The organism is Kaistia granuli DSM 23481 (assembly GCF_000380505.1).
Taxonomy (GTDB): domain Bacteria; phylum Pseudomonadota; class Alphaproteobacteria; order Rhizobiales; family Kaistiaceae; genus Kaistia; species Kaistia granuli.
In genome coordinates this window covers 366,170-379,085 of record NZ_AQYH01000005.1, presented here as the reverse complement: position 1 = coordinate 379,085, position 12,916 = coordinate 366,170, and the positions used below count along the sequence as shown (strand labels likewise).

11 protein-coding genes are annotated in these 12,916 nt (G+C 64.6%); 8 read left to right on the top strand and 3 right to left on the bottom strand.

The features are described 5' to 3' along the window. The first annotated feature begins 247 nt into the window (after positions 1-247). From G342_RS23555 to G342_RS0107445, 3 genes are all read left to right on the top strand, one after another. Positions 248-2,056: a hypothetical protein gene (locus G342_RS23555; RefSeq protein WP_018182494.1), complete on the top strand. Its 1,809-nt coding sequence runs from the start codon at positions 248-250 to the stop codon at positions 2,054-2,056. Between the two features lie 49 nt (positions 2,057-2,105). Further along, entirely contained in the window at positions 2,106-3,212 is a 1,107-nt protein-coding gene (locus G342_RS23550) for a type 2 periplasmic-binding domain-containing protein (RefSeq protein WP_018182493.1), read from the top strand. A gap of 85 nt (positions 3,213-3,297) precedes the next feature. Further along, positions 3,298-3,972: a hypothetical protein gene (locus G342_RS0107445; protein ID WP_040878385.1), complete on the top strand. Its 675-nt coding sequence runs from the start codon at positions 3,298-3,300 to the stop codon at positions 3,970-3,972. A 5-nt stretch (positions 3,973-3,977) separates the two neighbouring features. Here the strand turns inward: G342_RS0107445 and G342_RS0107440 are convergent, their stop codons facing one another. Continuing rightward, on the bottom strand, positions 3,978-5,222 hold the full coding sequence (locus G342_RS0107440; protein WP_018182491.1) for a metal-dependent hydrolase family protein: 1,245 nt from the start codon (positions 5,220-5,222) through the stop codon (positions 3,978-3,980). Positions 5,223-5,323: 101 nt separating this feature from the next. Here G342_RS0107440 and G342_RS23545 point away from each other — a divergent pair, with 101 nt between their 5' ends. The 4 genes from G342_RS23545 to G342_RS0107420 are packed head-to-tail and all read left to right on the top strand — an operon-like array spanning position 5,324 to position 10,029. Continuing rightward, a complete protein-coding gene (locus G342_RS23545; RefSeq protein WP_018182490.1) occupies positions 5,324-6,532 on the top strand; it encodes an ROK family protein in 1,209 nt (402 codons plus the stop codon). After that, positions 6,532-7,512, top strand: a complete 981-nt coding sequence (locus G342_RS0107430) for an ABC transporter permease (protein ID WP_018182489.1) — start codon at positions 6,532-6,534, stop codon at positions 7,510-7,512. The genes G342_RS23545 and G342_RS0107430 overlap by 1 nt, the downstream gene beginning before the upstream one ends. A gap of 28 nt (positions 7,513-7,540) precedes the next feature. Further along, positions 7,541-8,503, top strand: coding sequence for a sugar ABC transporter substrate-binding protein (locus G342_RS0107425; protein WP_018182488.1), 963 nt, complete (start codon positions 7,541-7,543; stop codon positions 8,501-8,503). Between the two features lie 5 nt (positions 8,504-8,508). After that, positions 8,509-10,029: a sugar ABC transporter ATP-binding protein gene (locus tag G342_RS0107420; protein WP_018182487.1), complete on the top strand. Its 1,521-nt coding sequence runs from the start codon at positions 8,509-8,511 to the stop codon at positions 10,027-10,029. A gap of 50 nt (positions 10,030-10,079) precedes the next feature. On the opposite strand, the gene G342_RS25955 is transcribed toward G342_RS0107420, so the two are convergent. Both G342_RS25955 and G342_RS0107410 read right to left on the bottom strand, forming a co-directional pair. Continuing rightward, positions 10,080-10,244: a hypothetical protein gene (locus G342_RS25955; protein WP_018182486.1), complete on the bottom strand. Its 165-nt coding sequence runs from the start codon at positions 10,242-10,244 to the stop codon at positions 10,080-10,082. A gap of 130 nt (positions 10,245-10,374) precedes the next feature. Beyond that, entirely contained in the window at positions 10,375-11,532 is a 1,158-nt protein-coding gene (locus G342_RS0107410) for a hypothetical protein (RefSeq protein ID WP_040878383.1), read from the bottom strand. A 325-nt stretch (positions 11,533-11,857) separates the two neighbouring features. Between G342_RS0107410 and rhaS the strand changes: the two genes are divergently transcribed. Next, the gene (gene rhaS, locus G342_RS0107405; protein WP_018182484.1) at positions 11,858-12,859 is read left to right on the top strand and encodes a rhamnose ABC transporter substrate-binding protein; all 1,002 of its coding nucleotides are present in this window, start codon (positions 11,858-11,860) and stop codon (positions 12,857-12,859) included. The last annotated feature ends 57 nt before the right edge of the window (positions 12,860-12,916 follow it).

Here is a 12,916-nt window from a genome sequence, read left to right as displayed (position 1 = left end):
GTTAACCAGTGATAAACTTTACGTTGCGGCAGGTTGAAAATGGGAATAGCGTGCCGTGCTTGAGAACTGGGTCTGTTTCGTTGGAGGCTCACATGGCGAAACGTCTGGGCATTCTCATGGCCACGCTGATCTTGATGTCGCCGCTGCTCGTCGGCGGCCAGCCCGCGGCGGCGGGCCCGTGCAATCCGCAACAGCAGCAGTGCTAACGCATCCAGAGAGACTTCCCTCCTAGTACAGGAGGCGTTGCGTGGATTCCTTTCCGGCGTATTGGCCAACCAGCGTACCCCGGACGCTGTGGCAATTCGGTCTGTTAGTTCCTGAGAACCGGCGGGATTTTCCGTTTGTCGGCATCGCAGTCTCCTGGCAGTTCCTGGCCGCCTTTCTGGCCGGGATCGCCCTGATCTGCGCCTTCGCCTGGCGCCGCTTTTCGGAGCCGGCCTATGACGTCAACGCGGCCGCCTTTCGCGATTTCAAGCAATTGACGATCTGGAACCTGAAGGACAGCGCCTCGCTGCGCCGCGCCTATCTGGTCTACTGCATTTCGCTCGTCTTCATTTACGTCGCCCTCGCCTTCTTCGGCCGGGTGATCTTCCAGCTCGCCTCGCAATTGAACGTTTCCGGGCTGGAGGTCAGCGTCGGCACCGTCGATTTCGACTCGTGGAAATGGCCGCTCGCCCTGGCGCTCGGCATCTCCGGCTTTGCCCCGCTGATCAACCCGCTCATTCCGGCGGAACATCTGCTGCGCCGGTTCGCGCACGAGGTCGTCGGCATTCCGACCCGCGTCCGCGAAAAGGCGGTGCGCCTCAAGACGCTGATCGACGGAACGCCGTTCGACGTCGGCGACGAAGTCCTCAAGACCTCGGACTGGGTCAAGGTTCTCCTGGGTTCGAAGCTGCGGGCCTGCTTCGTCCTTCACAACAATCTGAAGAGCGTCGTGGACTGGTCGTACCGGGAACACATCACCTGGTCGGATCCGGACATACGCGGGAAGCTGAACGAATATGAACGGCAGGTGCGCGAAGAGGCCGAGGGCGCGCTGGCGGATTTCGAATATCTGACGGACGCGGAAAAGGTGCCGGACGCGATGATGCGCAGTCAAAATGCCCGGCTGAAGGAATATGAGAGGCGCCTGTCCGACAACATCCTCCAGCTCGAGGAACTTCGCGACAAGTTCTCCGTCATCATGGCGATCTACTGCGAGTACGGGTCGCGCTTTGAGAAAATGAATGATGCGGCCCTAAGAAGAAGTATCGTCGATAGCCTGATCGACGACAACGATCTGGGCGGAACGGGCCTACCGCTTTACCTGTTCATCATCGTGTTCGTGATCTACTTTGTCTTGGTCATGATTCAATGGCATCCGCTCATATCTTCCGTTCCTCAATCGACCCCGAATATCGCCATCACGGCGGCGATGGAGACCCTGAAGGTTTTCCTGCTGATCTGGTTGCCTGTCATGGCGGTCGCCACCTTCACCAGCGTCCTTTCCGGCTCCGAGCGGAAGAAGCCGTCTGGCAAGGATCCAACCGTCTGGGAAATCGTCTCCGGCATGGTGGCGGCGCTTACCATTTCCGCCGTCGGGATGGCGCTCTTCGCCATCATCTATTCTGCGCTGCCGGCCAGCAACATCGCGCAGATGCAGCAGATCCTGCTGGGTTCCGGCACCTGGACCAGTGCTCTGGTCTACTACCTCCTGCTGGTGCCGGCATCCGGAATCTGTTTCTTCTTCGTCAACCTCGCCAGAGCTCCCTCGAGACGGCGAACCGTCGGAATGATCCTGGCGCCCGCCATCGCGGCGGCGCTCCTGACACTCGTCTATCTGGGGGTCGTCGCCACCCTTACCGCTCCGCCCTCCGGCTGTTTGCGAATACTCGAAAACGGCACAGAACCCGTTTCGGTATCGGTCCTGGGGGTATTTGCCGCCAGGGGCATGGATCCCGAAGATGTGCAGACGTGCTTTGCCTATTATTCGTCGCTCGACATCCTCGTCATCAGCGGCGCGACATTCGTATCGGTGCTTGGGCTGAGCCGCCTTCGGCATGGCGGGCGTCGGTAATGGCAGAGCCGATCCTCCAGCCATGGGAGACCATCCGGTGAGATCCAGGATGCTCGCCATCCTTTGTGCCTTGGCATGGCTGCTGACAGCCGGGGGCTCGGTGTCGCAGGCGAAGCGCGTGGTGCTCGGATTCCGAACCGATATTCAGCCGTTTTCCTTCCAGGCCCAGGTCAAGGACAAGGTCAAGGACAAGGCAAACGCGGCGAATCCCGACAAGCCGATGCCCTATCTCGGCTTTGTCGCCGACCTTTGCTACGAGATATTCGACAATAGCGGCTATGATATCGTTCAGGTCCCCGTCGAGGCGACAAAGCGGTTCCCCGTCATGCGCCGCCCGCCTGGCGAGAAGCGCATGGAGCGCGCCAATGGCGAAGAGGTGGATGTTCTCTGTGACGCCACCACGGTTCGGCTCGACGACAAGGAACGGATCGAGGCCGGCGTCTTCTCTCCGATCATCTTCGTTTCCGGCATATCCTATCTGTCGCGCTCGATCCGCAACTTCGAGGACATCGAGGTCGGCTACGTCGAAAACTCCACGGCGGAACGCGTGGCGAAGGAGGCATGCACCGTCGACGTGCTGCGGGTGAGCACCAAAGACACGACCGCCATCTGCCGGATACAGAAGGATCGAGAATGTATCCTCGAACGTCTTCCATTCGACCCCAAGGCGCCACGCAGGGAATCGCTGTCGCTCAGCGAACGCGCCCAACAGGTGCCCGACTACGTTCTCTGCCCGAAACCGGACCATGACGCGCTGATCCAGTGGTTCTGCAGCGACAATGGGCACGACAAGATCTATTTCGGCGATCGCGACATCATCCTGGCAAAGCTGATGGACTGGCAGACGAGGGGGCACCCCTGCAAAGGCTATCGAGACGCCGGGCGATCATTCACCTATGAGCCCTACGCCTTGCTGATTTCGAAGGCCGATCCTGAACTCATCGCGTTCGTGCAGCGGCGGGTCTATGAATTGTTCTCACATCGCGCCGGGGCGGAAGCCTTGTTCAACAAATGGTTCCCGGGCCAGAGCATGTCCGAGCCGCTGGCATGGCTGTTCGTCCTGAATGGGGTCGCCGAACAGGGCGAATTGCTGAGCGGACCGAAGGAGTACTTCATAGAAACCCCGCCCGAGCCGAACCAGCAACCGGCAAAGTGATCGATCCTCTCGACTGATTCAGAACAGCATAAACTCGGAAAGCAGGACACTTCATCCGATCGGAAGACAAGAACGGGAGACCGGAATGCGCGCATGGCGAGGATTTTGGACCGCACTTCTTCTTTCTGGATGCACGACGTCCGGCAATATCGACACCGGCGAAGTGCTGGAGGCGCGGTTCGTCCGCCCCCCGCAGTCGGATGTTTTCGTCGGATCGCTCTACTATGCCCGCGAAGAGCCGACAACCAGCCTGACCAAGCCGATCTCGATCGAACAGCTCTGCTACATCGACTACAGTGCCTATGCCATCAAGGCAGACACCAAGACCGTCGCCGATATCGACCTTCTGCGCACCGCGAACGTCTCGGCGAGCCTGTCGGGAATCCAGACCAAGCTGGTGGCGCTGGGCCTTTCCGGTGATCTGTCGCGCTATTTCGAGCTCAAGGCCGTCAACGTCAAGAAAGTCTCGCTCTGGAACGACGACATCGAAAGCCTGATGGACAAACTCGCCGCCAGCGGCAAGTGCCAGAACTGGCGGAAGAACATCAAGAAGTACGGCTGGGCCGCCTACCAGATCGAGTCGATCTACGTCGGTGACATCGTCTATTCACGCAAGGTAAACCGGGAAGCCGCCGCCGACATTTCCGCCAAGCTGGACATCGTCGAGCCGTCGCTGAAGGCGACGCTGAAGGCGGAATCGAACACCGGACTGGCAGGAAAGGCGCTTGTCTTCGGTGTTGTCCCGCTGCCGCGCAGCTGACGCGGCTAGATCGGCAAGGTGCCCCTCACCCGCCGGCCCTGCTTCATCACGAAGATCGGCCGGGCCAGATCGGCAAGGTCAGACAGCCCGCCGGCGACGGCGACCAGATCGGCGGATTTCCCCATGTCGAGGCTGCCCGTCTCCGCCGCGATGCCGAGCGCCTCGGCGCCGCCGATCGTGCCGGCCCGAAGCGCCTCGTCCGGCGACATCCCCCATTCGACCGCCAATTCGAACTCCTTCGCCGCCCTTGCGAGCGGATGCGTCGGCTTGCCGATCAGGTCGGTGCCGAGGGCGAAGCGGATTCCAGCCTGGAGACCGAGCTCGAAATCACGCCGCATCGCCTGCCAGTGGCGCTCATAGACGTCGCGCTCCCAGTCCGGATAGTGGAACGCGTCATAGGCGGCGCGATGGAAATGGAGCTGGGAGATCGTCGTGACGACAATCTTGCCCTCGTCGACCAGCCGGGCGCGGGTTTCGTCGTCGATGGCGTAGCCGTGCTCGATGACATCGACGCCGCCATCGAGGGCGAGATTGACCGCCGCCGTGCCGATCGCATGCGCGCTGACCTTCATGCCATTGCGATGCGCCTCGTCGACCGCGGCGCGGACTTCCTCGACACTGTAGGTCGTGACCTGCGCATGGGGATCATCGCCCCAGGCGTGGTAGCGGTCCTGCACACCGCCCTTCGAAAGGCCGAGCTTGATGAAATCGGCGCCGGCGCGGGCGCGCTCGCGCACCGTCTGGACGATCTCGTCGACGCCGTCTGCGATCGCCGTCTGGGCCCGTCCCCAGGAGGATGGCAGCGGCGGCGCGTCCCAGGTGCCGCCGGTCGACGAGATGAACTGGCCGGCGACGACGAGCCGGGGTCCTTCGACATGCCCCTCGTCGATCGCCCGGCGGAGATCCGGCCCGACCGACGAGCCGAGACACCGCGCCGAGGTGAAGCCCGCCTCCAGCAATTCGCGCAATTCACCCGCCGCCCGCAGCGCCCGGTAGGGTTCGCGCTCGGTATTGAGGGCGCCGAGGCCGGTGCTCGGCATGCCGAAGGTGTGCATGTGCGCGTCGATCAGCCCGGGCAGCAGCGTCGCGTCGCCGAGATCGGCCGTGGCCACGCCGGCCGGCCGCGGCACGGCGGCGTCCGGCCCGACGGCGACGATGCGCCCGGCCTCGACGAGTACGGCGCCCTCGGCGCAGGGCTCTAGCGTATCGCCGATCCGGAGTTGCTTCGCAGAAATTCGGAGGCTGGCCATCGGAATCCAATTTGTTCGATTATGGACTAATCAATCGATTGATTTGACCAATATTGACAAAACTATTCGGACTATGCCACTGCCATTTTCAGGGAGGACTCATGGTCAAGGCACGTTCACAACATCGGCTTCGCGCGCCGATCCTGGCGGCACTCGAAGACGCGCCGCGCTCGCGCGCCGAGATGGCGCGCCTCCTGTCCGTGTCCCGCTCCACCGCCTCCAGCGCCATCGCCGAGCTGATCGACGAAGGCGTCATCGAGGCGGTCGACGAACATGTCCCGACCACGCGCAAATCGGCCGGCCGGCCGGGCGAACTGGTCGCCCTCAAGGCCCGTCATGCCTACCTCGTCGGCATCGATTTCGGCCGACTGAGCCTCAAGGTCGCGATTTCGGATCTGAACTTTCGCCTGATCGACGAGATCGACTGCGCCTTTGACAGCGACACCGCCGCCGAGGCGGCGCTCTCGCTCGCCGCCGAGCACGTCGAGACCCTGATTTCCCGCAATGGCATCGACCGCCGCCGGATCGAGGCCGTCGGCATCGGCGTTCCCGGCCCGGTCGAGGCCGCAACCGGCATGCTGCATCCGGGCTCGATCCTGGCGAGCTGGGTCGGCGCCGATGTTCCGCGTCGCCTGGCCGAACGGCTCGGCCTGCCGGTCTACATGGACAATGACGCCAATCTCGGCGCGCTGGCGGAAAGCCGCCTCGGCGGCGCCGTCGGCTCCAAGATGATGCTCTATGTCCTGCTCTCGGTCGGCGTCGGCCTCGGCATCTCGATCGAAGGCGAAATCTTCCGCGGCGCCTATGGCATGGCCGGCCAGCTCGCCCATGTCGTGACCGACGAGAACGGCCCGCTCTGCCATTGCGGCAGCCGCGGCTGTCTCGAGGCACAGATTTCCGTCAACGCGCTCAGCCGCTCGCTCGAACCGACGCATCGCGACATCGCGCCGATCGAGATGCTGCGCCTGGCCGCCGAGGGCAGCCCGGGCCCCGCCCGCGTCGTCGCCGATGCCGGCTCGATGGTCGGCCGCGCGCTCGGCGCGCTCTGCAACTATTTCAACCCGGACCTGATCCTCGTCGGCGGCGAGCTGACGCGGGCGGGTCCGGTCCTTCTCAACGCGATGAAGGATGCCATGCGTCGCACGGCGATCGCGCGCGCCGTCGAGCATGTGGATGTCCGTCCAGGCGCGCTCGGCGACAAGGCGGAGCTGTTCGGCACCTTGCTGTTTGCCCATGAACGGGCGCGGCTGGCGCTGCATGCCCGCACTGCCGCCGCGACGCCCGCCGCCCTGATCGAAGGAGCCCTCTGATGTCCCTCTCCCGAGCCGATACGGGCCGGCGGCGCCTCACTCTGCCAGCCGGCGTCGCCTGGTCGAACTATGCCCTGCTCGCCATCTTCGTCGTGCTGGTTGTCGTCTTCTGCCTGACCGTGCCGTACTTCGCCACCTGGGCGAATTTCGCCAATGTGCTGCAGCGCAACTCTGTCATCGGCATCGTCGCCTGCGGCATGCTCCTGATGATCATCCTCGGCGGCTTCGACCTGTCGGTCGGCGCCGTCGGCGCGGCCACCTCGGTGGTCGCAGCAGCGCTGATCGTCCATGTCTCGATGCCGTTCGGCATTGTCGCCGCGCTGGCGCTCGGCCTTGGCGTCGGCCTCATCAACGGCTTCTTCATCGCCAAGATCGGCATCAACCCGTTCGTCACCACGCTGGCGACGCAGGTGCTCGTCACCGGCATCATGTTCGTCGGCACGGCGGCGCAGCCGGTCTACGGCGTGCCGGAATCCTTCACCTGGCTCGGCCTCGGCCGCATCGGTCCGATCCCCGTCCCGACCATCATCTTCGCGGCGGTCGCCATCCTGACCTGGGCGATCCTGCGCTTCACCACCTTCGGCCACCACGTCTACATCGTCGGCGGCAACAAGCTCGCGGCGCGGCTCGCCGGCATCAATGTCGACCGCGTGACCATCCTGACCTACGGCCTCGGCGGCCTGTTCGCCGGCATCGCCGGCGTGGTCCTGCTCGGCCAGACCAATATCGGCCAGCCCGCCAGCGCGGCGGACTGGCCCCTGACGGCGATCGCCGCCGTCGTCGTCGGCGGCGTGCCACTTAGCGGCGGCGTCGGCAAGGTCGGTGGCGCCGTGCTCGGCACGCTGCTGCTCGGCGTCATCGCCAACGCCCTCAATCTGCTCGGTGTCTCGCCCTTCTGGCAGCCCGCCGTCACCGGCGCGGTCATTCTCGTCGCCGTGGGCATCGACAGCTACCAGCGCCGCCGGCTCGAGCGGCGCTGAAACAAGTCTCAAAGGAGGAGAGAGTAACATGACGACTTCCATCACCAGACGCCTCGTGCTCGGCCTTGCCGGCGCGACCATGCTGGCCCTCGGCGGCACCGCCGCCCAGGCCGCCGACGCGCCCCGCATCGGCTTCATGATCTGGAACACTTCGGTTCCGTTCTATTCGAACCTGATCAAGACGGCCGAGCAGACCGCCAAGGATCTCGGCGTCGAGCTGAACATCCAGAGCGGCAACGGCGATCTGGCCACCCAGATCTCCGTCGTGCAGCAGTTCATCGCCCAGGACGTCGACATGATCCTGATCGCCCCGAGCGATCCGCAGGGCATCGTGCCGGTCATCCGCCAGGCGACCGCCGCCGAGATCCCGGTCATGGCCGTCAACACCACGGCCGACACCAGCACCGGCGCCAAGCTCGTGACCTATGTCGGCGTCGACGACTTCGTCTTCGGCCAGCGCCAGGGCGAACTGCTTGCCCAGGCCGTCGGCGAGAACGCCAAGGTCGCCTACATCCTCGGCAAGCTCGGCACCTCGGCCCAGCTCGCCCGCGAAGCCGGCCTGATGGACACGCTGAAGAAGCATCCCGGCATCCAGATCATCGAGAAGCAGGCTGCCGACTGGGACAACTCGAAGGCCCTCGCCATCACCCAGGATTTCCTGAGCAAGTATCCGAAGGGTGAGCTCGACGCGATCGTCGACCAGGGTCCGGAAGGCGTCAACGGCGCGCAGTTCGCCACCGAAAACGGCCGCACCGACGTCAAGTTCATCCTGGGCGACTACCCGGCCGACGTCCGCAACGCGATCATCAAGGGCACCGTGCTTGGCACCGTGAACCAGGATCCGGCGCCGCAGGGCAAGTTCGCCATCGAGGATGCCGTCAAGTTCCTCTCCGGCAAGGCCTCCGAAGTGCCGTCGCCCAACCACTATCTCGACCTGCCCATCATCACGAAGGACAATGTCGAGCAGCATCCGGCGGCCTGGGGCGGCTAGATTCCATGACCAAGGAGACCCCGACCATGCTGCTGGACATGCAGGAAATCCGGAAGAGCTTCAATGCCGGTCCCGTCCTGCACGGTGTCGACTTCCAGCTTGAACGGGGTCAGATCCACGCTCTTGTCGGCCACAACGGGGCCGGCAAGAGCACCTTAATGAAGACGCTCGGCGGCAATTTCGCCGATTATGGCGGCCGGATCCGGATCGATGGCGAGGAGGTTGTCCTCCACTCGCCGAAGCAGGCGCTCGCCAAGGGCGTCGCCATGATCTACCAGGATTTTTCGCTCATTCCCGATCTGTCGGTTGCCGACAATATCGGCCTGGGTCGCGATCCCCGCGGCAAGCTGCCCGGCCTGATCTCGCACTCGGCGCTGCGCAAGCGCTCGGCCGAGGAAGCCGAGGCGGTCGGCATCCGCCTGCCGATGGATACGCCGGTCCGCCAGCTCGGCGTCGCCGAGCAGCAACTGACGGAGATCGTCCGCGCCTGCTCGCAGAATGCCCGCATCCTCGTCATGGACGAGCCGACGGCGCGCCTGGCGCCGGCCGAACGCGAGCATCTGTTCGACGTCATGCGCCAGATGGCGCGGAGCCGTGGCGTCGGCATCATCTATATCAGCCATTTCCTCGAGGAAATCCGCCAGGTCTGCGACGTCGTCACCGTCATGCGCGACGGCCGCATCGTCGAGACAGGCGCGGCCAGCGCCTATTCGGTGCCGGACCTCGCGCGTCTCCTGGTCGGCCATGACGACATCGTCGCCGCCACCGCCAATGCGACCGCCCGGCCATCCTCCGGCAAGCCGCTGCTCGAGATCGAGGGCCTCGCCGTCGCCGGCCGCCCGCCCGTCGACCTCGCGATCGGCGCCGGCGAGATCGTCGGCATCGCCGGCCTGATCGGTTCCGGCCGGACGCGCCTGGCGCGGGCGATCATCGGCGATGTCGCGGCCTCGGGGCGCATCCGCCTTGCCGGGCGCGACCTTCCCCGCCGCACACCGCAGCGCTCGGCCGATGCCGGCCTCGTCATGGTGCCGGAAGACCGCAAGGTCAGCGGCCTCGCGCTTGCCTCCAGCATCGAAGAAAACATGGCAGCGACGGCGCTCGCCCCTCGCCTCTCCCGCTTCGGCATCATCCGAGCCCGGGAAAAGCGCGCGCTGGTCGAGAGCCTGATCGCGAAATTCGGCATCCGCCCGCCGGACCGCAAGCGCGCCGTCGGCACGCTCTCCGGCGGCAATGCCCAGAAGGTGCTGGTCGCCCGCGCCGTCGCGGCGCGCCCGAAGGCGATGATCCTCGACCAACCGACCGCCGGCGTCGATGTCGGCGCCAAGGGCGAATTGCACAAGCTAGTCGAGCTGAGCGCGGCGGAAGGCGCGGCGATCCTGCTGATCTCCGACGATCTCGACGAGATCCTCGCCCTCAGCCACCGCGTCGCCATCATGGTCGGCGGCCGCGTCAAGGAAGTGCTGCCGCGCGAGGGGCTCGATCGGGCGAGCCTGCTCGCCGCGATCAGCCAGGGCGCGCCGGAATAGTCGCAATGGAATGCCGCGCGGACCCGCGCGGCATTCCGGCTCGGCGCAGACTAGATCAGCTTGAACAGGCGCGCGCCGACCCAAACCAGCACGACCAGCATCAGGATGCCGGGCCAGACCCGCTCGCTGCGCGCGAAACTCGCAATGGCGAGACCGGCCAGCGCCAGCAGCGCCAGCACGTCGATGAAGGTGAAGTAGTCCGAGACGAAGGTCATGCCGCTCTCCTGAGGTTGGCCGTAAAGATAGAGCCGCTCGTCGTTTCATGGAAACAAGGAGCGGCCCCAGGTCTTGGTTGGGTCGCGCTTTTCCTGAAGCGAACCGTGTCCGCTTCGCTTGAAAACGGCCCTAGCGCCGGAACTGCGTCAGGCGATCAAGGATCGGAGCACCTGCCGACGTTCCGCGCATCTCGATCAGGTCATTCAGCGTGAAGACGCAGAGCCCTTCGACCGGGCTCGTCTCGACCGCGTCGAGCATGCGACCAAATTCTGGTCCATCGATCACAGTGTTGCGGCCACGGCCGGCGTGCATGCCTTCCAGATAGAGCGCCTTCGCCTGCACGGTGCAGATCGCACGCGCGCCGCTTCGGGCGCGGATGTCGGTGGCGACATTCGCCGGCCATTCCGGCTCGCGACCCATGATCTGGTGATAGGCCATCACCTCGAACACGTCGACGACCTCGGCCAGCATGCGCACGTCCTGGCCGAACACCTCGGTGACGCAATTGTCGAAATCATCGGCGAAGAAGGGCAGCGTGTTGATCGAGATCTCGACATCGCCCTTCACGGCCCGAACGGCCTCGCGGATCTTGCGGATCGCACCGACGGTCGTCGCGCATTTGTGCGCCGTCCATTCCTCGCGATGGCTCTTCGCGATCGTCGCGGCGGCGGCGACCGGATCGGAGGTATCAAGCGTCAGACCGTAAGCCTTGGCGAAGCGGTCGAGCGTCTGCGGCGCGTAGCAATATTCCGGCTTGTCGGCGCGCTTGTCGCCCGGCAGCCAGGTTTCCCAGAAGCCCGGCCAGCGGATGAAGCCGAGATGCACGACGTCCGGCGTCAGGGCGGCGACGCCCTTTTCGAGAAGGCCGATCTTGTGGGCGAGGTTGGCCTCGCGGTCCGGCGGCACGCCGATATACCAGTCCTGCTTTTCCTCGACCTTGCCGAACTGGTCGATCGGCAGCTGCTCCGGATGGGCGGCGATATAGTCGGGATCGAAGCAGATGTTGAGGCAGGAGAAATAGCCGATGCCGCGCTCGGCGAGGGCCTTGCGGACGGCGACGTCGTCGAGCGTCGCATAGCGCGCCAGATCGGCCGGCGTCACCCGGCTCGGTACCGCCGAATCCTGCATCGGCAAGTATCGGCTCTGGGCGATGACATAGCTGATATTCCAACCGGCCAGCAGATCGGCCAGTTGATCGGGCTCCATGCCGTGGCGGATATACCAGTCATTGTCGTAGATCTTAACACCACTGCGCAGGTCTAGCCTGCTCGCGCCCGTGCGTTCCATGCGAGTCTCTCAGACGAGGAAGAATGATCTTGTCTGGCATAGGCAGCGGCAGGGATCAATGCTTGCCGGACTGAATCGCCACGCCTGCCAACGCCCTTCTTTCGGGCGGCGATATTCCGCCGGTTCGACCCGTGTTTTGCGCGGTGAAAACAGCCTCGCGACCGACCGATTCACGGCCGGCGCGACGCCGGAAATGCCGTCGCCAGCACCTCCCGATAATGGCCCAAATGATCGGTGCAGCAGCATGGGTTGTCGCAACGAAACCCTCGACTTATGCGATTGACATGTTAGCCTGATAGTCCTGTCGCCCTGTTAGGAGGAACGCGTGACACCCATCAAGACACTAGGCCTGGGCACTGCCCTGGTCACCAGCCTGATGCTTTCGACGGTAACCGCCAGCGTCGCCGAGACCCGCATCGCCGTCGTTGCCAAGGACATCGGCAACGGCTTCTTCGTGGCCGCCGGCAAGGGCGCCGAGGAAGCCGCCAAGGAAATCGGCGACACCAGCATCATCTTCACTGGCCCGACCGAGCCGACCGCTGAAGGCCAGATCGAGGTGATCAACGCCCTGATCGCCCAGAAGGTCGACGCGATCGTCATCTCCGCCAACGACCCCGACGCGCTCGTTCCGGCCCTGCAGAAGGCCAAGCAGCGCGGTATCGTCGTCGTGTCGTTCGATTCCGGCGTCGCGCCGGAAGGCCGCGACGTGCAGCTCGATCCGTCGTCGGTCGACCTGATCGGCAAGACGATCATCAAGTTGGCCGCCGACCATCTGCCGGACGGCAAGGGCAAGATCGCCTTCCTGTCGGGCACCGCGACCGCCACCAACCAGAATGCCTGGCTGGCGGCAGCCAAGACGCATTACGGCGATTTCCCCGGCGTTGAAGTCGTGGCGACCGTCTATGGCGACGACCTGTTCGATAAGTCCTATCGCGAAGCCCAGGGCCTGATCTCGACCCATCCGGACCTCGCCGCCATCTCGGCTCCGACCACGGTCGGCATCGTCGCTGCGGCCCAGGCCGTGACCGACGCCGGCAAGATCGGCAAGATCAACGTCACGGGTCTCGCCCTGCCGTCCGAAATGGCCGCGCACATCAAGTCGGGCGCGTCGAAGTCCTTCGCGATCTGGAACCCGATCGACCTCGGCTATTCGGCCACCATGATCGCCAACAACCTGATCAAGGGCAACGCCAAGGCCGAGCCGGGCGCCGAGATCTCGATCGGCCGCGTCGGCAAGATCACGCTGGACGACAACCGCTCGGCAGCGATGAGCGACCCGTTCACCTATGACGCTTCGAACATCGACCAGTTCTCGTCGATATTCTGAGGCCGACACCATCCTGGGGCCCGCCGGCACGCTGCCGGCGGCCTTTTTTTATGCCGC